The 19,055-nt window shown below is 63.1% G+C and carries 17 protein-coding genes; 10 read left to right on the top strand and 7 right to left on the bottom strand.

All coding sequences use genetic code 11. From position 1 onward, the window contains the following. Nucleotides 1-102: 102 nt before the first annotated feature. Nucleotides 103-2,265: a xanthine dehydrogenase family protein molybdopterin-binding subunit gene (locus tag HT578_RS16325; protein ID WP_213500721.1), complete on the bottom strand. Its 2,163-nt coding sequence runs from the start codon at nucleotides 2,263-2,265 to the stop codon at nucleotides 103-105. Continuing rightward, nucleotides 2,262-2,954: an FAD binding domain-containing protein gene (locus HT578_RS16320; RefSeq protein ID WP_213500720.1), complete on the bottom strand. Its 693-nt coding sequence runs from the start codon at nucleotides 2,952-2,954 to the stop codon at nucleotides 2,262-2,264. Before HT578_RS16320 ends, HT578_RS16325 begins: the two co-directional genes overlap by 4 nt. 77 nt (nucleotides 2,955-3,031) lie before the next feature. Between HT578_RS16320 and tnpA the strand changes: the two genes are divergently transcribed. The 4 genes from tnpA to HT578_RS16300 all read left to right on the top strand — a co-directional run bounded on the left by tnpA (nucleotide 3,032) and on the right by HT578_RS16300 (nucleotide 6,094). Further along, nucleotides 3,032-3,400, top strand: coding sequence for an IS66-like element accessory protein TnpA (gene tnpA, locus HT578_RS16315; protein ID WP_039396105.1), 369 nt, complete (start codon nucleotides 3,032-3,034; stop codon nucleotides 3,398-3,400). After that, nucleotides 3,397-3,738 (top strand): IS66 family insertion sequence element accessory protein TnpB, encoded by a 342-nt coding sequence (gene tnpB, locus HT578_RS16310; protein ID WP_079731921.1) that lies wholly within the window; start codon nucleotides 3,397-3,399, stop codon nucleotides 3,736-3,738. The genes tnpA and tnpB overlap by 4 nt, the downstream gene beginning before the upstream one ends. A 73-nt stretch (nucleotides 3,739-3,811) precedes the next feature. Next, nucleotides 3,812-5,459 (top strand): IS66 family transposase gene (tnpC, locus tag HT578_RS16305; protein WP_213504404.1). Its coding sequence is split into 2 segments (ribosomal slippage): nucleotides 3,812-4,164 and nucleotides 4,163-5,459, totalling 1,650 coding nucleotides; the frame shifts between segments, so codons are not numbered across the junction. Further along, entirely contained in the window at nucleotides 5,456-6,094 is a 639-nt protein-coding gene (locus HT578_RS16300) for a plasmid pRiA4b ORF-3 family protein (RefSeq protein WP_039396108.1), read from the top strand. Before tnpC ends, HT578_RS16300 begins: the two co-directional genes overlap by 4 nt. Here the strand turns inward: HT578_RS16300 and HT578_RS16295 are convergent. The 3 genes from HT578_RS16295 to HT578_RS16285 all read right to left on the bottom strand — a co-directional run bounded on the left by HT578_RS16295 (nucleotide 6,075) and on the right by HT578_RS16285 (nucleotide 8,174). Next, a complete protein-coding gene (locus HT578_RS16295) occupies nucleotides 6,075-6,455 on the bottom strand; it encodes an FAD binding domain-containing protein (protein WP_213500719.1) in 381 nt (126 codons plus the stop codon). The genes HT578_RS16300 and HT578_RS16295 overlap by 20 nt on opposite strands. Beyond that, a complete protein-coding gene (locus HT578_RS16290; RefSeq protein WP_213500718.1) occupies nucleotides 6,455-7,102 on the bottom strand; it encodes a (2Fe-2S)-binding protein in 648 nt (215 codons plus the stop codon). The genes HT578_RS16295 and HT578_RS16290 overlap by 1 nt, the downstream gene beginning before the upstream one ends. 118 nt (nucleotides 7,103-7,220) lie before the next feature. Beyond that, complete coding sequence (locus tag HT578_RS16285) at nucleotides 7,221-8,174, bottom strand: aldo/keto reductase (RefSeq protein ID WP_213500717.1); 954 nt, start codon at nucleotides 8,172-8,174, stop codon at nucleotides 7,221-7,223. Nucleotides 8,175-8,346: 172 nt separating this feature from the next. Here HT578_RS16285 and HT578_RS16280 point away from each other — a divergent pair, with 172 nt between their 5' ends. Together HT578_RS16280 and HT578_RS16275 are read left to right on the top strand one after the other, a co-directional pair. Next, complete coding sequence (locus HT578_RS16280) at nucleotides 8,347-9,246, top strand: AraC family transcriptional regulator (protein ID WP_213500716.1); 900 nt, start codon at nucleotides 8,347-8,349, stop codon at nucleotides 9,244-9,246. Nucleotides 9,247-9,474: 228 nt separating this feature from the next. After that, nucleotides 9,475-9,765: a helix-turn-helix transcriptional regulator gene (locus HT578_RS16275; RefSeq protein ID WP_213500715.1), complete on the top strand. Its 291-nt coding sequence runs from the start codon at nucleotides 9,475-9,477 to the stop codon at nucleotides 9,763-9,765. Here the strand turns inward: HT578_RS16275 and HT578_RS16270 are convergent. Together HT578_RS16270 and guaA are read right to left on the bottom strand one after the other, a co-directional pair. Continuing rightward, nucleotides 9,731-11,017, bottom strand: coding sequence for a tyrosine-type recombinase/integrase (locus tag HT578_RS16270; RefSeq protein WP_479684954.1), 1,287 nt, complete (start codon nucleotides 11,015-11,017; stop codon nucleotides 9,731-9,733). The two genes, HT578_RS16275 and HT578_RS16270, sit on opposite strands and share 35 nt — an antisense overlap. Before the next feature lie 263 nt (nucleotides 11,018-11,280). Then, nucleotides 11,281-12,840 carry a glutamine-hydrolyzing GMP synthase gene (gene guaA, locus HT578_RS16265; protein ID WP_213500714.1) on the bottom strand — a complete coding sequence of 520 codons (1,560 nt, stop codon included), beginning with the start codon at nucleotides 12,838-12,840 and terminating at the stop codon, nucleotides 11,281-11,283. Nucleotides 12,841-13,032: 192 nt separating this feature from the next. On the opposite strand from guaA, the gene HT578_RS16260 reads away from it, so the two are divergent. The 4 genes from HT578_RS16260 to HT578_RS16245 all read left to right on the top strand — a co-directional run bounded on the left by HT578_RS16260 (nucleotide 13,033) and on the right by HT578_RS16245 (nucleotide 19,050). Next, entirely contained in the window at nucleotides 13,033-13,209 is a 177-nt protein-coding gene (locus HT578_RS16260) for a hypothetical protein (protein ID WP_213500713.1), read from the top strand. 207 nt (nucleotides 13,210-13,416) lie between these two features. Next, nucleotides 13,417-15,936, top strand: a complete 2,520-nt coding sequence (gene gyrB, locus HT578_RS16255) for a DNA topoisomerase (ATP-hydrolyzing) subunit B (protein ID WP_213500712.1) — start codon at nucleotides 13,417-13,419, stop codon at nucleotides 15,934-15,936. A 57-nt stretch (nucleotides 15,937-15,993) separates the two neighbouring features. Then, nucleotides 15,994-17,046 (top strand): sensor histidine kinase, encoded by a 1,053-nt coding sequence (locus tag HT578_RS16250; RefSeq protein ID WP_213500711.1) that lies wholly within the window; start codon nucleotides 15,994-15,996, stop codon nucleotides 17,044-17,046. 84 nt (nucleotides 17,047-17,130) lie between these two features. Further along, nucleotides 17,131-19,050, top strand: coding sequence for a M1 family metallopeptidase (locus HT578_RS16245; protein ID WP_213500710.1), 1,920 nt, complete (start codon nucleotides 17,131-17,133; stop codon nucleotides 19,048-19,050). Nucleotides 19,051-19,055 lie beyond the last annotated feature (5 nt).

The raw sequence follows: 19,055 nt of genomic DNA, 5'->3' as shown, positions 1-19,055 counted from the left end.
AGCAATCATCTCGAAGATGACCATCTCTTCTTCTGCCAATCGTGCATTCTTCTTGATGTCTTCATTGGCTATTACTGCGCTGGCGATCGAATGAATGGATGCTCACAGCAAATGCTCTATTCGGATTGGCAATTCCCTGATCCGCTTGCCGGTGGCATGGAAGATGGCGTTTGCGACAGCCGGCGATGCGCCCGCCATCGCTACTTCGCCGAGGCCTTTCAGACCCGTGGAATTCGCAAGCGGATCTGGCTGGTCGATAAAGCCGACATCGATTGAACCTATGTCTGCGTTAACGGCGACGACATAATCGGCCAGATCGTTGTTGAGATATCCACCGTAGCGCGGGTCGATCTCGGTGGCCTCACGTAGGGCCGCGCTAATCGCCCAGACGACTCCGCCTCGGACCTGGCTCGCCGCCGTTCGGGGGCTTATGACACGACCACAATCAGCGATGCTAACAACGCGCGGTACTCGGACACGCCGGATTCTGGTCTCGACCTGGACCTCCACGAAATGGGCAATGTAGCTCATGGTGGTGAACGTCGGATATTCTGGGCCAGCGACGGCAAAGCCCCCTCGGCGTAAAGACGCGAGTGCCTCTGGCCCCTGTCCGGGACCGAGCTCGGTAACTTCAATTTGCAGAGACGGGCGGCGCACGGCCGCTAATTGCCGGTGCAGATTCCCTTGGATACGTCGTCCTGCAAGCAGTTCTGTCATCGCCTCGCGCATGCGCGCCGCCGCCTTGGTCGCGGCCGGGACCGCGCCAGCCGTGCCCCAAGAACCTGCGGTCATGTGCTGGGGAGCTGCGCTGGTGTCGCCAATGACAATCTCCAGCCTATCCGGATCGATAGATAGCGCTTCGAGGAGCACCGTCGCAATTGCGGTACGAATGCCTTGGCCCATTTCGTGGCCGGAAGCCTTGTAGAGCGTGGAGCCATCAGCACCGATCCGCAAAGTCGCAACCGCGGGCACCATTCTTGAAGGATACGCCCCACACGCGACACCCCAACCGATCAGGCTCCCATCGCTGGCCGTCATTGATCCAGGTCGAGCATTGCGCTGCGACCAGCCAAAACGCCTCGCGCCCTCTTCGAGGCACTCGTTCAGAAAGCGAGAAGAAAAAGGGTGGCCCGTAAGCGGATCGACCCGTCTGTCATTGGCTAATCGCAACGCGACGGGATCGTGCCCCAGCTCGTACGCCAGTTCGTCGACCGCACTCTCGAAGGCGAAACATGCCGCCTGCGGGTGCGGCGCACGCATCCATCCAGGAGGCTGGCGGTCCAGCCTGATGTCTGCTGCGGTGCCGTGATAATTTTCAATCCCGTACATCCGAGCAGGTGCTTCGTGATAATCGGCGGCAGGAAATGAGCCGAGGCGTGACTGTTCCTGCTCTGCATCATATGCGGCCGCGATCATCTTGCCCCCGGCGTCCGCGCCTAAACGGATGTGGTGCCGGCTGCGAGGCCGATAGGTGGCTTGGTGGAAGATCTGACCGCGGGGTACTACGATCTTTACCGGACGACCAAGGAGCATTGCAGCTCTTGCGACCAGGACGGTCTGCCGTTGGCTACTTCCGCCTTTCTGCCCGAAGCCGCCGCCGATATAGGCGCTCTTTACGTCAACCATTGCGGGATCGAGACCTAGCGCGCGAGCGGTAGCCACCTTCGTTGCCGCACTGCTTTGGGTTGACTCGTAGAGTGTGAGGCGCCCGTCTTCCCAAATCGCAGCCGTTACCAACAACTCGATCGGATTGTGGTGCTGAGTTGGCGAAGTATATTTTGCTTCTATCGTGATCGCCGCCCTCGCAAACGCGGCTTGGGCATCGCCGAAGATCACGTTTTCCGCTGCATCCCGTTCGCTGTCCTTGCTGTCAATTTCGACCGCAAACGGCTCGACTTCAAAGCTTGGGCGGACCAACTCCGCGCCCTCTATGGCTGCCTCAAGGCTTTCAGCTACAACGAGCGCCACGGGCTGACCGCGAAAGGCAATCCGCTGCTCAAGTGATGGCGGCGGTGGCGGCGGTCCAGCTTCACTGACCGGCGGCGGAGAGGGAAAGTCCTCTGGCGTCAGCACCCGCACAACCCCTGCGACGCGAAGTGCGGCCGCAGTGTCAAGCCCTGTCAATCTCCCCTTCGCGATGCGCGACGGCACGATCATCGCATGGAGCATCCGCGACGCCGGCATGTCGCCTGGGTAGCGCGTCAAGCCTTGCACCTTCTCAAGCGCATCAATGCGGGCCCGATCTGGAAACTTACCAGCGCTCATGAGCGGCTCCTTTCGGCAGCAATCATCAAGGCGTCGGCAACCGTCCGTGCGCCAAGTTCGAGCTTGAATCCGTTGTGCCTTCCGGGCTGGGCGGCCTGAAACGCCGCCCGGCCGATCTCGAGTGCGCTGTCAGCTGTTAACCGCCGCCCGGCGAGCATTTGCTCGGCTTCAGTCGCTCGCCAGGGGCGGGTTGCCACACCGCCCACAGCAATGCGAGCTCGAGTGACGCGCCCTCCCTGCAGCTCGAGAGCTACGGCTGCTGAGGCAAGCGCAAAAGCGTATGATTCACGGTCGCGGATCTTATGATAGGTCGAGCTGCGGCCCGCAGGCGTCCTCGGCACCTCGATCGCAGTCACTAAATCGCCTGGAGCGAGAGTGAATTCGAGATGCGGCGTTTCACCGGGCAGGCGATAAAGTTCCGCAATCGGCATATAGCGAGAGCCTGCCGGGCCAACTACTTCGATCCGGGCATCCATTGCCGTCAGCGCGACTGGCCAGTCACCAGGCGAGACTGCATTGCATAATGCGCCCACACCCAGCAGAGCTTGCCCACGGTCGAGCCCGCCAATCGCGGCGCAGCCGCTGCCTGGCTCGCGCTTATTGCACGGATAAGTCCCATCTGCGCCGTTGCGGAAATACATGCAGCGAGTGCGCTGAAGGAGATTTCCGCCGACGGTCGCCGTACCCATCCGGTGAGCCCCGCCTTGTCCGGTGAGTGAACGACCGGTCTTAAGAGCGCTCGTATGAGCGAGCTTAGGAGCGCAGCATGGGGCAGATTACGGTGATGACGGGGCCGGAGCGGCGGCGTCGGTGGCGGGACGAGGAGCGCTTCAAGATCCTGGCCGAGGCCTTCGCGCCGGGCGCATGTGTCGCGGACGTAGCCCGGCGGCGGGACGTATCGACCAGCCTGATCTACACCTGGCGGCGCAATCTGCGACGCGAACAAGCCAAAGGGGCATCCCTTCCGATGGTGGAGGCAGCCTTTGCCCAGGCGGTCCTCACTAAGGACGAGAAGGTGGACGGCTGTGATCGCTGCGGCGTGATCACCGTCGAACTGGGCGAAGGTCGGCGCGTTCGCATTTCGGCCGAAGCTCCCGCTGCACTGGTCACCGCGACCTTGAAGGCGCTGCGGTGATCCCAGCGGGCGCGCGGGTGTGGATCGCCATGGGGCACACGGACATGCGCAAAGGGATGCAAGGGCTGGCCTTGCAGGTCCAGCAGGGCCTGAAGCGCGATCCGCATGGGGGCGACCTGTTCGTGTTTCGCGGACGGACGGGATCGCTGATCAAGATCATCTGGCACGACGGGATAGGCATGTCGCTCTATTCCAAGCGGCTCGAGAAGGGACGCTTCGTGTGGCCCTCGGCGAAGGACGGGATCGTCTCGCTGACCAACGCGCAATTGTCCTGCCTGCTGGAAGGGATCGACTGGCGTAACCCGCAGTATTCCTGGCGCCCGCAGAGCGCCGGATAGACCAGCCACTTTCTTCGCCTTCCGGCGCATTTTCGGCTTCAATGCTGCGCCGATCTGTGATTCCATGCTCGTCATGGACACGGCCGCATCGCCCCTTCCGGACGACGTCGAAGCGCTCAAGGCGCTGCTGTCCGCCGCGCTTGAACGCGCCGACGAGGCCGAGGCGCGCCTCGCCAATGCCAGGGCCCGCGAGAGCGCGACCGAGGCGATGATCGCCCACCTCAAGCTGCAGATCGCCAAGCTGCGCCGCGAGCAATATGGCGCCAGTGCCGAGCGCAGCCGTCGACTTCTCGACCAGCTTGAGCTTCAGTTGGAAGACCTCGAGGCCGATGCCTGCGAGGATGACCTAGCCGCCGAAGTTGCCGCCGCCAGGACAGCCGACGTTGCCGCCTTCGCGCGCAAGCGGCCGAGCCGTAAGCCGCTCCGCACACCTCCCGCGCGAGCGCGTTGTCATTCCCGCACCGTGTTCATGCCGGTCCTGCGGCGGCGTGCGCCTGTCGAAGCTGGGCGAAGACGTGACCGAGACGCTCGAAGTGATCCCGCGCCAGTGGAAGGTGATCCAAACGGTACGCGAGAAGTTCTCGTGCCGGGATTGCGAGGCGATCACGCAGCCTCCAGCGCCGTTCCATGTCGTGCCGCGCGGATGGGCCGGCCCCAGTTTCCTCGCCATGCTGCTGTTCGAGAAGTATGGCCAGCATCAGCCCCTCAACCGCCAGGCCGAGCGCTTCGCGCGCGAAGGCGTGGCGCTCAGCACCTCGACGCTGGCCGACCAGGTGGGCGCGGCGGCCTTCGCCCTGATGCCGCTCTATCGACGGATCGAGGCGCACGTGCTTGCGGCCCGGCGGCTGCATGGCGACGATACAACCGTGCCGGTCCTGGCCAAGGGCAAGACCGATACCGCGCGCCTGTGGGTTTACGTCCGCGATGACCGGTCCTTTGCCGGCAGCGATCCGCCCGCAGCCCTGTTCCACTATTCCCGCGACCGGCGCGGCGAGCATCCTCGGGCGCATCTGGCGTCCTGGGCCGGGATTCTGCAGGCTGATGCCTATGGCGGCTACAACGAGCTCTACGCGCCCGGCCGTCAGCCCGCACCCGTGACCGAGGCGGGTTGCTTTGCGCATGCACGGCGCAAGTTCTTCGAACTCGCCGACGTCGAGGCCGCCGCACGCAGGAAGAGCCGCGGCGAGCGTACCGGCATGATCTATCCGATCGCGTTGGAAGCTGTGCAGCGCCTCGATGCCCTGTTCGAGATCGAGCGTGGCATCAGCGGCAAGGCCACCGAAGAGCGCCTCGCCGTCCGGCAGGACCTCAGCGCACCGCAGATGGCGGATCTGCACGCCTGGCTCACCGCCCAGCTCGCGAAGCTCTCGCGCAGCCACGATCTGGCCAAGGCCATCAACTACATGCTCCGACGCTGGGGGGCCTTCACCCGCTTCCTCGAAGATGGCCGGATCTGCCTCACGAACAACGCAGCCGAGCGGGCGCTGCGCTGCGTGCCCCTCGGGCGCAAGGCATGGCTGTTCTGCGGCTCCGATCGCGGCGGACAGCGCGCCGCCGTGCTCTATACGCTGATCCAGACCGCCCGGCTCAACGATGTCGATCCGCAGGCCTGGCTGGCCGATGTCCTCGCGCGCATTGCCGAGCATCCCGTCAACCGGATCGACGAACTGCTCCCCTGGAACTGGCAAGTCCGGCCCGGAGTGCTATCGCAGGTGGCATGACCGCCCGATCGACAGACAGGCCCACAGCCACCGACAGTTTCCTGCAGATCGCAAGGCTGCGCATCGAGCTTGAGGACAGCGATCCGCCAATCTGGCGCCTGGTCGAAGTGCCGACCTCGGTCACTCTCAAGGTCCTGCACGACATCGTGCAGGCCGCGATGGGATGGTTCGATTACCATCTCTGGGAGATGCGCATTGACGACCAGACTTATGGCCTGCCGATGGAAGACGACTGGGGAACCGCTCCGCGCAAGATTGCCGCGCGCATCCGCCTGCGCGACGTACTCGCTCCCGGCGCGACCACGATCGCGTATTCCTACGACTTTGGTGACGACTGGCAGCACACGCTCACCTTGAGCGACGTTCGGCAGGGAGATCCGGCTCTCGCCTATCCCCGCTTCATCGGCGGCGAGCGCGAGTGTCCACCCGAGGATTGCGGCGGGATCTCCGGCTTCTACGAGATGCTGGAGATCAGGTCTGATCCCACGCACGAGCAGCATATCGAAATCAACGACTGGCTCGACGGCTACGACCCGGACGAACTCGACATCTTGCCGATCGAAGCGGGGCTCGCTCGTATCGCTGTCAGACGCAACGCCGCAGCAAAGCGCATCATCAAACCAAAGGCGACCTAGCCACGGCCACTGCGGCCTTCACCGGATGGGTACCGGTCGCCATATTGCGGAGTTGCTGAGACGCAGCCTTCCAAAGGGATTCGGCGAGTACGGGATAGCTGGTCCTGATCGTCTCATGTGACGCGACGGCACTCATCGGAACTGACGCTCCGAACCGCAGCCGGTCCTCGTTGATATCAATTTCATTCAGCCCAGCGATCGCCGTCACATCGATAAGGAACGGCGGCCGCTCGATATTGAGCTTCATCAGATCGTACAGAGTGGTGCCGCCAGCGATGTAGCGCGCGCCTTCTGCCGCGCTGGCAAACGCGCTTATAGCTTCCTTGGCTGTTGTCGGGCGGATATAGGTGAAAGCCTTCATCAGCCCCTCCTCATCTTGGAGGCCGCGTCCTCGATCGCGGCGACGATGCCGACATAGGCACCGCACCGACAGATGTTGCCGCTCATGTATTCGCGAATGCGTTCCGGTGTGCCTGCGTTGCCTTCGTCGACACAGGCCACGGCAGCCATGATTTGCCCTGGCGTGCAGTAGCCACACTGCAGGGCGTCGTGGTCGATGAAGGCTTGCTGCATCGGATGTAGATTATTACCGTCCGACAAACCTTCGATTGTCAGGATTTGCCGCCCTTCGACCTTTGCCGCGAGGGTGAGGCAAGAAGCAACGCGCCGGCCGTCTACATGGACGGTGCAGGCACCACATTGACCATGATCGCAGCCCTTCTTCGCGCCTGTAAGAGCAAGGCGTTCGCGCAACAGGTCAAGCAGCGATGTTCGGACATCGATTTCGACCTCGACCGCCTCTCGATTAACAGTGGTGTGAACGACGAGAGCTTGAGCCGGTCTTACCTGCAGCGGAGTTACCCGCGGCGTTACATTTTGAGCCATGCCCGATTGGGCATGGGTCAGAGCGGCGGCAACAAGCGCGCCGCTCTTGAGTGCATCACGGCGTGACAGCTTAAGCGCGCCATCCCGTTTCTTGCCTTCATCGTCCGTGAAATCGGCTGCCATGCTGTCTCCTTCGTGAAATTGGATCATGCAACGGCTCGGCTCGAGACGTTCAGGCTTGCAGATCGGCGACGTAACGGGCTCACCGGTATGAGCATGCGTTTGGAAGCGCTGCTTCGAACTACATCTCTTGTTCCCACCACCCGCGGGTATCCAGGTTCGCGGCGAGAGCCAGTGCCTCCAATTCAACAATGTCGTCGTTGGAAAGCACGATCGCGGCGGCACGGTCTAAGCCGTCGATATGATTGGGTTTGGTGACGCCGATGATCGGTGTCGCGCCCTTGGCTATGGCCCACGCAACCGCGACGTCGGGAGCTTCAGCGCCATAGCTTCGGCCGATCGAGCCAAGCCTGTCGGTTAGCGACTTCATCTGCGGTAGTTTGGCATTGTACGCCTGTGCCCGATTGCTGCCTTCCGGTAGCGGGTTCTGCGGATTGTATTTGCCGGTTAGGGCGCCTTGTTCGAGCACCATGTAGGCGAAGAAGGGGATGCCTTCTTTGGTGCAGAAATCCAGGATGCCATTTTGGTCCGAATTGCGATGCAGCAGGCTGTAATGGTTCTGGATGGCCTCAACAGAATACCCGGCATCGCCGAGAATCTGGTTGGCTTGCACGATCTGGCTGAGATTGTGGTTTGAGAGACCGACGTGTTTGATCTTGCCGCTCTCAAGCAAGGGAATTAGGTGGGGAGTCCACCGCGCCACGTCGCCGGGATTGTGAATCCAGTAGAGGTCGATGTAGTCGGTACCGAGACGGGCCAAGCTTTGCTCAAGCATGTCCGCCATCGGATCATCTCCGGCTCCCGCGGCCTGCGGCGTAAACTTTGTGGAGAGCTGAAAGTCGGAACGGGCGAAGCGCTTCAAGACCTCCCCAAGAACGGTCTCCGAGCGCCCCATGCCGTATACGACGGCGGTATCCCAAAGGGTAAATCCGGCCGCATGAGCTCTATCAGCCAACTCTTCGAGGTCGGTCTGGGTCAGCGTACTACCAAAGTAGCCGTCCCCGCTCGAGCCACTGTCACCCCACGCCCAAGTGCCAAGTGCGACGGCGGGAATCTTCATATTGTCGGTTGTCATGTTTGCTCCGTACTTGATCTGCGACCGGATTTTGCTTGGGCGCGTGCTTTCCACACTGTGATACGAAGCGCATTCGAACCGTGAGCCTGATGCGCCGAGATTTCTGCCTGATCCTCCAGGGATTATCGCATTCGCGTTGATCCCATCGCGCGCACATGCAATGAATCTATTCATGGAAGAACTGAACGAAATATCTGCGATAATCACAAAACACGTCTCGAATGACGGTTTCCAAGCCACCCCTATCGAACGCGTGACGCTTGTTCGATCCTCCACCGTGACGATGCCGATGCCGAACATCTACAGGCCTCAACTCTGCCTCGTCGTTCAGGGGCAAAAGGAGGTTTCACTAGGCGATCACATTTTCAGATACGCTCCAGGCCGCTATGGCGTTGTGACTTACGATTTGCCAGCGATAGGCCATGTGATCGAAGCGACGCCTGACAAACCGTACCTCTGCCTATACCTCGACTTCGATCCCGTAATGCTCGGCGAATTGGCGTCACGTGTTCCGCCGCCGCCGGAAGTGCCATCGCCGCCTATAGGAAAGACGGTGTCCGATGCTAGCGCCGGCCTCCTCGACGCGACGCTTCGCTTGCTGCGCCTACTCGACAATCCTTCCGCGCTGCCCGTCCTCGCACCGCTTGCCGAGCAGGAAATCCTTTACTACCTGCTCGCCGGACCGGATGGCGCAAGGATGCGGCACATCACCTCCGGCCAGGGCCGGGTCGCGCAAGTCGGCCGCGCCATCGCGTGGATCGGTAAGAACTTTCGAGAACGATTCAGCATCGAACGCCTTGCTGCAGAAGTGGGCATGAGCCCCTCAAGCCTCCACGAGCATTTTCGCGCCGTGACAGCCATGACCCCGCTGCAGTTTCAAAAACAGCTCAGGCTCCAGGACGCGCGCAGCCAGATGCTCATTGAGGACATCGATGTTGCGACTGCCGCTTTGCGCGTGGGTTACGAAAGCGCGTCTCAGTTCAGTCGCGAATATCGCCGCCATTTCGGAGAACCGCCATCGCGGGACATAGCGCGCTTGCGCGCTTCACCGGGCTTGGCAGTGGTTGCGTAAGTTCCGACGCAAAGATACCGCCCTCGACTGGAACCTTGCCTATCAGAGCGATTGATCTACGCTCTGGTTCTGACCGCAAAGCCTATCGGGGCCAGGAGAGCCCGAGCTTAACTGATCGTCCGATTTGCACTCTATGATACGATATTCCCGCACTCAGCGCTGGCGGGCCTTCCTATTACAGGACCTATTGCTTTCTATTCCGAAACCGCAAGCAATAGGAGGCAAACCATGGCCAAGGCGAATGCCATCGACGATTCGCTACGTCGCACTATCCGGCGCCATCAGTTGCGCGCGATGATCCCCCTTGCAGACAGCACCATATACGAAATGGAGCAGCGTGGTGAATTTCCCCGCCGCTTTGCACTATCGCCCAGATGCATCGTCTGGGACTTAGCTGAAGTTGAGGCTTGGCTACTCGCGCGCCGCGCGGCGCCAATTCGACGTGCTCAGCACCCAGATGTTGCAAAGCGGAAGACGCGGCCGGTCAAAGGGCGGGATCAAGCTCCATCAAGGGCATAGCCGGCGGCAAGAGCACGGGTGCGTGCTTCCGTCCATCGACCCACGCATCGATGATGTCCGACCATTCCTGCATCATATGGCGGCGCTGCACCTCGTACTCAGCTTTGTTATAGACGCCACGCGACGAACGTCCGTCTTCGTGCGCCAAGCACTTCTCAATCCAATCGCTATTGAAGCCCAGTTCGTTGAGTAGCGTCGACCCTGTGCGTCGGAGATCATGGACGGTAAAGGGCTCCAGCGGCAGCCCCTCCTTCTTCGCTTGCTCGACAACCGCATAGGTCACGCGATTGAACGTCGCGCGCGACATCGGTGCGTCAGCATCGTACCTGGACGGCAGCAAGTATCGTGAGTTACCGGCGCAGGTCTTGAGCGCGATCATGATGTCGAGGGTTTGGCGCGAGAGATATACGTTGTGCGCTTTCGATCGCTTCATGCGCTCCTTTGGGATGGTCCAGACTGCGTTCTCGAAATCCACCTCGTCCCACACTGCGTCCTGTAGTTCGCTCTTCCGCACCATGGTCAGCAAATAGAGCTTCATGCCCAACCGGATCGTCGGCAGGGTCGCAACGTTCTCGAGTTGCCTGAGCATGATCCGGATTTCGGTGGGGGACAACGAGCGGTCTTTCGGCACAAACGTCGCAATGGACGCTGGCCCCACGTCGTCGGCGGGATTGGCAACCTTCTCACCGTGCAAGATGGCAAAGCCATAGATTTGCTTGAGGATGTCGCGCACGTGGATCGCGGTCGCAGGCGCACCGCGATCGACGATTTTCCGGCAATGCGCTCGCAAGTCGTCCGGCGTGACTTCCGAGAGGAGCCGATTGCGCCAGACTGGAAGCAACTCCCTCTCGAAGATCGAGCGCCTCATCGCTCGCGTAGTATCGGCCATTGGCGCATTTACGAGCCATTTTTCGCCAAACTCGCCGAAGCTCTTGGCTTCCTTGATCCGCCGCTTTTCGCGCTGCTTCTCGATCGCAGGCGACCGCCCTTCACTGACGGCCCTTCTTGCGTCAATGCAGAGTTCGCGGGCCCTGGCCAGTGAGATCCCATCGCGGCCGTACTTCCCAAGGTAGACAGTTTCGCGCCGCCCGTTCAGGCGATAATCGAGGCGAAACGAGATCGCTCCCGATGGCATGACTCGAACGTACATGCCGTCCCGGTCCGCCATTTTGTACATCTTGCTCTGCGGCTTCAGCGCCTTGATCGCAGCATCCGTAAGCATTTCCGCGCCACCTCCGAAAAGTACCGTCACGTGATTTTCGGCGTTCCTTGGCGGAAGTTTATGTTTCTTTTCATCGGCTTATACCGAAAAAAGTACCGTCAAGGACGTCATATGTCCTGACGGTACTCGTGATTGTGGAGCTGATCAATATGGGGAAGGCCCGTCAGGTGGGCCGCCATCACCGATCTCTGCCTACCAATAGCTCTCGATAGACGTAGATCGATTACTTATTATTTTTCAGAGCGTTACAGCGTGCTATGGCGTAGATTTGGATATCGCCGGATGGGCAAAAATCATTCCCACTCGATCGTGCCCGGGGGCTTCGAGGTGTAGTCGTAGACCACGCGGTTGATGCCCTTCACCTCGTTGATGATACGGGTGGCGACCCGGCTCAGGAACGCGGCGTCGAAGGGGTAGATGTCGGCGGTCATGCCGTCGGTGGAGGTCACCGCGCGCAGGGCACAGACATTGTCGTAGGTGCGCCCGTCGCCCATAACGCCCACGGTCTTGACCGGAAGCAGCACGGCGAAGGCCTGCCAGATCGCGTCGTAGAGACCCGCGCTGCGGATTTCCTCGAGGTAAATCGCATCCGCCTTGCGCAGGATGTCGGCCTTCTCGCGGCTGACTTCGCCCGGGATGCGGATCGCAAGGCCCGGCCCCGGGAAGGGGTGACGGCCCACGAAAATCTCGGGCAGGCCCAGCTCACGGCCCAGCTCGCGCACTTCGTCCTTGAAGAGCTCGCGCAGCGGCTCGACCAGCTTCATGTCCATGCGCTCGGGCAGGCCGCCCACGTTGTGGTGGCTCTTGATCGTGACCGAAGGGCCGCCGGTGAAGGAGACCGATTCGATGACGTCGGGGTAGAGCGTCCCCTGGGCCAGGAACTCGGCGCCGCCGATCTTCTTCGCCTCGTCCTCGAAGACGTCGATGAAGGTCTTGCCGATGAACTTGCGCTTCTTCTCGGGGTCGGTGACTCCCTCGAGGCCCTTGAGGAACAGCGTCGAGGCGTCGACGTGCACCAGCGGGATCTGGTAGGCGCCGCGGAACAGCGAGACGACCTGCTCGGCCTCGCCCATGCGCATGAGGCCGTGGTCGACGAAGACACAGGTGAGCTGGTCGCCGATCGCCTCGTGGATGAGGACGGCGGCCACGGCCGAATCGACGCCGCCCGAAAGCCCGCAGATCACGCGCTTGTCGCCGACCTGCTCGCGGATCTCGTCGATCTTGGCCTTGCGGAATTCCGCCATGGTCCAGTCGCCCGAGAGGCCGCACACGTGGCGCACGAAGTTCTTGAGCAGCTTGCCGCCGTCGGGCGTGTGCACGACTTCGGGGTGGAACTGCATCGCGTAGATGCGCTTCTCGTCGTTGGCGATCACCGCAAAGGGCGCGCCGGCCGAAGAGGCCACCGGGCGGAAGCCGTCGGCCAGCTTGGTCACCTTGTCGCCGTGGCTCATCCAGACCTGGTGCTTCTCGCCGACCTTCCAGAGACCGTCGAAGAGCGCGCACTCGTCCTGGATTTCGATGAAGGCCCGGCCGAACTCACCCGAATCGCCCAGCGTCACTTCGCCGCCAAGCTGGTGGGTGAGCGACTGCTGGCCATAGCAGATGCCCAGGATCGGGAGGCCGCTCTCGAGGATCACATCGGGAATGCGCGGGCCGTCCTCATCGAGGACCGAAGCGGGCGAGCCCGAGAGGATGATCCCCACCGGCTTCATGCGTTCGAAGGCTTCCGCCGCGCTGGTGAACGGGGCGATCTCGGAATAGACGCCCGCTTCGCGGACGCGGCGTGCGATCAGCTGGGTCACCTGGCTGCCGAAATCGACAATCAGGACCGATTCAGTGGTCTGGATGCTCATGGCTGGCCGATAGTCGGGCGCGCCCGCGCTGTCCAGACACTCCGAACGCGCAAAAGGAACTTTCTGCAGGCCGCAAACCGCCGGTTGCCGCCGGAGAGCGAGGCCACGCTACCCGGGCTGCCACCTCGTGATTGTCCCGTGATTACCCAGTGATTGTATGCCGCGCATCTTAGACCAAAGAACGTCGTGGCGATGCGCCCCTCGCCTTGTTCGTTGCTGTCAAGTGGCGTAGTGTTGCTGGCGAGCCGGGAAAACCGGCCACTTTTGGGAAATCTTGAGGAGGATGTCATGACACTTGTCGAAAAGTCGATCGGCTTTGCCGCAGCGCTCGGGATCTGTGCGCTGGGATTTGCGCTCACCCTGGCCTGAGCACACGCCCGGCCACCACGGGGCCGCCGCGCCGAGAAAGCCGGACACAACCACCAACGGGCGGCCTCGCAAGGGCCGCCCTTTTTCCATGGAATGGCGCCATGGCTCGGCACCTGACCCACACCCCGCCGCTGCCTTGTGGATAAGGACAGCCCCCGGATTGCGGTTTTGCTTGGGTTTGACCGCCGCGATGCTATAGCCGGAAACATGGCTACCGATCCCGAAAACCAGAAGAACAGCAACGCCTACGGCGCAGATTCGATCAAGGTCCTCAAGGGGCTGGACGCAGTCCGCAAGCGTCCGGGCATGTACATCGGCGACACCGACGATGGCTCGGGCCTGCACCACATGGTCTTCGAGGTCTCGGACAACGCGATCGACGAAGCGCTCGCAGGTCACTGCGACCTCGTCCTGATCGAGCTCAACGCCGACGGTTCGGTTTCGGTGGAAGACAACGGCCGCGGCATCCCGGTCGACATGCACAAGGAAGAAGGCGTCTCGGCGGCCGAGGTCATCATGACCCAGCTCCACGCGGGCGGCAAGTTCGAGAACACCTCGGACGACAACGCCTACAAGGTCTCGGGCGGCCTGCACGGCGTAGGCGTCTCGGTGGTCAACGCGCTCTCGGAATGGCTTGAACTCACCATCTGGCGCGACGGCAAGGAGCACTGGATGCGCTTCGAACATGGCGACGCGGTGGCCCCTCTCATCGTCAAGGGCGATGCGCCCAAGGTCGAGCGCAACCCCGACGAAAATGGTTTCAAGAAGGGCACGCGCGTCACCTTCCAGGCCAGCCACGAGACGTTCAAGAACGTCACCGAATTCGATTTCGACAAGCTCGAACGCCGCTACCGCGAGCTCGCCTTCCTCAACTCGGGCGTGCGCATCCTGCTGCGCGACCTGCGCGGCGAAGACGTGGGCGAACATGACCTCTACTATGAAGGCGGCATCGGCGCCTTCGTGCAGTACCTCGACCGCACCAAGAGCGCGCTGATGGAAGCGCCCATCGCGATCACCGCGGACAAGGACGGCATCGGCATCGAGGTCGCGCTGCAGTGGAACGATTCGTACTACGAGAACGTCCTCACCTTCACCAACAACATCCCCCAGCGCGACGGCGGCACCCACCTCGCCGCCTTCCGCGCCGCGCTGACGCGCACCTTGAACGGCTATGCCGAGCGCGCGGGGCTGCTGAAGAAGGAGAAGGTCACGCTGTCGGGCGACGACATGCGCGAGGGCCTCACCGCGATCGTCTCGGTCAAGCTGCCCGACCCCAAGTTCTCCAGCCAGACCAAGGACAAGCTGGTTTCCTCCGAAGTGCGCCAGCCGCTCGAAAGCCTGATGAGCGAAAAGATGGTCGAATGGCTCGAGGAAAACCCGGCCACCGCCAAGGCCATCATCCAGAAGGTCATCGACGCGGCCGCCGCGCGCGAGGCCGCCAAGCGCGCACGTGAACTGACCCGCCGCAAGGGCGTGATGGACATTGCCAGCCTGCCCGGCAAGCTTGCCGACTGTCAGGAACGCGATCCCTCGCTGTGCGAACTGTTCCTGGTCGAGGGCGATTCCGCAGGTGGTTCGGCCAAGCAGGGCCGCGACCGCAAGACGCAGGCCATCCTTCCCCTGAAGGGCAAGATCCTCAACGTCGAGCGCGCGCGCTTCGACCGCATCATCTCCTCCAAGGAAGTGGGCACGCTGATCCAGGCCATGGGCACGGGCATCCGCGACGACTTCAACCTGGAAAAGCTGCGCTACCACAAGATCGTCATCATGACCGACGCCGACGTCGACGGCGCGCACATCCGCACTCTTCTGCTCACCTTCTTCCACCGCCAGATGCCCGAGATCATCCGCTCCGGGCACCTCTTCATCGCGCAGCCCCCGCTCTACAAGGTCGCCAAGGGCCGCAGCGAGGTCTATCTCAAGGACAACGCCGCGCTCGACCGCTACCTCGTCGAGGCCGGCCTCAATGGCCGCGTGCTGGAGACCGCCGGCGGTGCGCGCACGGGCCAGGACCTGGAAAGCCTGGTCGAACACGCGATCCGCATGCGCAACCTCATGGCCTTCGTGCCGCGCCGCTACAACGCCTCGATCATCGAGGCGCTCGCGCTGGCCGGAGCCTTCGCGCCCGATCTCTCGACCGAGGAACGCGCCGCAGCCTACAAGAAGACCGCCGAATGGCTTGAGTTCGCCGACAGCGAAGCCAGGTGGAGCGTCACCCCGACCGAGGGCGGCGCGCTCGACATCAACCGCGTGTGGCGCGGCGTGACCGACAACCACAAGATCGAAGCCGCCTTCCTCACCAGCGCCGAGGCGCGCAAGCTGGCCAAGCTCGCGGCCGAGCACGCCGACGTCTATTCTGCGGTGAGCCGTCTGGTGCGCGCTACCGCCGTCTCGGCCGACGATGGCGAGACCGAGGGCGAGGAGGAAGCCCAGCGCCCCACCGCCGATGCCGATGCCATCGCGCGCCCCAGCCAGCTCCTCGAAAAGGTGCTCGCGGCCGGGCGCAAGGGCCTTTCGATCCAGCGCTACAAGGGCCTTGGCGAAATGAACGCCGAGCAGCTCTGGGAAACCACGCTCGACCCCGAGAACCGCGCCCTGCTCCAGGTCAAGGTCGAGGATGCCGACGTGACCGACGAGATCTTTACGCGCCTGATGGGCGACGTGGTCGAACCGCGCCGCGACTTCATCCAGGAAAACGCGCTCAACGTCGCCAATCTTGATATCTGATCCGCCGCCGATCCGGCGGACGATCACCGGCATGGTGCTGGCCCTCCGGGCGGTGCCATGCTGAAGTTCCTGACAGGCGGCGGCCGTATGGCCGAAGCGATACGCACCCACGACTGGACAGACCATCCCCTCGGCCCGCCCGAGGGATGGTCCGCCACGCTCAAGAGCACCGTGGCCACCGTGCTCGCCTCGCGCTTTCCCCAATGCGTGGTCTGGGGCGAGCACCTCACCACCATTCCCAACGATGCGTTCCTGCCGATCCTGGGTAACAAGCCCCCCGCGCTGGGGCTCCCTTTCAGCACGGTCTGGGCCGAAGCCTGGCCGACGATCGGCCCCATCGCCGACCAGGCCTTTGCAGGCGAGCCGACCTTCATCGAGGACTTCCCCCTCGTGGTGGAGCGCCAGGGTGCGCCCGAGAACGCGTGGTTCACCTTCTGCTACGGCCCGGTGCGCGACGAGCGCGGCACCGTGGTCGGCATGCTCGACACCGTGATCGAGACCACCGGTGCCGTACTCGCGCGCCAGCAGGCCGAGGTGGTCGCACAGGAACTCGTCCACCGCGTCAAGAACGCGCTCTCGGTCGCGCAGGCTATCGCCGCCCAGACGCTGCGCGGTGACATCTCGCTGGCCGAGGCCCGCATCCGCCTGGAAAGCCGCCTTCAGGCCATGGCCCGCACCCACGACGTACTCATCCGCACCGACTGGCGCGAGGCCGATGTGGAGACGATCCTGGAGCATATCCTGGCGCCCCACATCGACCGTCCAGGCCGCATCACGCTGTCCGGCCCGCGCCGTGTCGTGACCGGGCGCCAGACACTCTCGCTTGCGCTGGCCATCCATGAGCTCGCGACCAACGCCGCCAAGTACGGAGCCTTGAGCCGAGACGAAGGCCATGTGGCGCTCAGCTGGACCGGAGGCCGGGACCTGCCTTTCGTGCTCAGCTGGCACGAGCGGGGTGGCCCCGAGGTTACCCCACCCACCCGGCGCGGGTTCGGCACGCAAATTCTGGAGCGCATGCTTCCGGGCGATTTTGGCGGGACGAGCGCGCTTCTCTACCCCCCGGAAGGCCTGCGCTTTACGCTGACGGTCCCGCAAAGGTCCCGCAGCTGAGCCGGTCATCTCAGGTCACGCCCTAACGGGAACCCCGTATCCGTGCCGCTTGCGCAATCCGACACGCGACAATAAGTTGCCGCGATGCGTAAACTTCTTGCCCCCTCCCTGCTCGGTGCCCTCCTCGCCGGAACCGCCCCTCTTCTCAGCACCCCGGCCCTGGCGGCGAATGCGCGCGAGGCCAATGTCCCCGCCCCGATCCTGACCACGCCCGAGGCGCACGATGTCTGGACCCATGCCGAGCCGGAAGCCGCGCGCGTGACCCACGTCTCGCTCGATCTCGACGTCGATTTCGCCAGCAAGACGCTCGCGGGAACGGCCACGCTCGACGTGCTGGCCGACGCCGATGCCAAGGAGATCGTGCTCGACGTCAAGGACATGACGATCGCCTCTGTCACCGACGGCAAGGGCACGCCGCTTGCCTATACGCTGGGTGAGCCTGACAACGACGAGCTGGGCGCGGCTCTCACCGTCCAGCTGGACGGCGCGAAGCAGGTGCGCGTAACCTACCGCACCTCGCCCAAGGCCTCCGCGCTCCAGTGGCTGCCGCCCGAGATGACCTTCGGAAAGACGCAGCCCTACCTCTACAGCCAGGGCCAGGCGATCCACAACCGCTCCTGGGTGCCTACCCAGGACAGCCCCGGCATCCGCCAGACCTGGGACGCCACCTTGCGCGTGCCGGGCGACCTTGTCGCGGTGATGAGCGCCGAAAAGCTCTCCGGCGACAAGGGCGAAACGCTGCCCGACGGGCGCCGCGCCTTCCGCTTCCGCATGGATAAGCCGGTCCCGCCCTACCTCATCGCCTTTGCCGTGGGCGACCTCAAGTTCAAGTCGCTTGGGCCCCGTTCAGGCGTGTGGACGGAGGCGCCGATGCTGGAGAAGGCCGCCTACGAATTCGCCGATGTCGAGAAGATGATCGATGCGGCCAGCGCACTCTACGGCCCCTACCGCTGGGGCCGCTACGACATGCTGCTGCTCCCGCCCGCCTTCCCGTACGGCGGCATGGAAAACCCCATGCTCACCTTCCTGACGCCCACCATCGTCACCGGCGACCGCTCGAACACCGACGTCGTCGCGCACGAACTGGCGCACTCCTGGTCGGGCAACCTCGTCACCAACGCGACCTGGTCGGATTCGTGGCTCAACGAAGGCTTCACCACCTACTTCGAGAACCGCATCATGGAAGCGCTCTACGGCAAGGAGCGCGCCGCGATGTACGCCGATCTCGACTGGGATTCGATGATGCGCGACATCGCGGCCATGGGCGATGACATGAAGCCGGGCATGACGGCGGCGCCTTCGCGCCTCCACGGTAATCCCGGCGAGGGCGAACTGGACTACACCAAGGGATCGAACTTCCTGCGCATGCTGGAAACCCGCCTCGGCCGGAAGGCCTGGGACACCTACCTCACCTCCTACTTCGACCGCCACGCCTTCCAGCCGCAGACGACCGCCGGCTTCCTCGCCGACCTGCGCGAACGGATGCTGAAGGACAAGCCCGACACCGAACTGGCACTTCAGCTTGACCGCTGGGCCTATGGAGCGGGCGTTCCCGACAACGCGGTCCACGTGAAGAGCGAGACCCTCGCGCAGGTCGACGAACGGCTGGAGGCCTTTGAAGCGGGCGGTCCGGTCAGCGCCATCGACACACAGGGGTGGAGCACACAGCAGTGGCTGCGCTTCCTCAACGGCCTGCCGCGCGAGCTCAGCCAGGAGCGCCTGCGCGAACTGGACGAAGGGCTCACGCTCTCCAATTCGGAGAACGCCTACGTTCAATCGGCCTGGTTCGAGCTGGCCATCGTCAACCGCTACGAGCCTGCGTTCCCGGCCATGGCCGAATTCGTCGGGCGGATCGGGCGCGGGCTGCTGGTCTACCCGATCTACCAGCGCCTGATGCAGCAGGAGGGCTGGGGCCCGGACAAGGCGCGTGCGATCTTCGCGACGGCGCGTCCCACCTACCACCCCGAGACCGCCGCGGGCATCGCGCGCATCCTCGGCGAGTAAGCCCG

The organism is Novosphingobium decolorationis (assembly GCF_018417475.1).
Classification (GTDB): Bacteria; Pseudomonadota; Alphaproteobacteria; order Sphingomonadales; family Sphingomonadaceae; genus Novosphingobium; species Novosphingobium decolorationis.
Note: the sequence above shows the minus strand (reverse complement) of the source record. Positions and strands in the feature narration are given on the sequence as shown.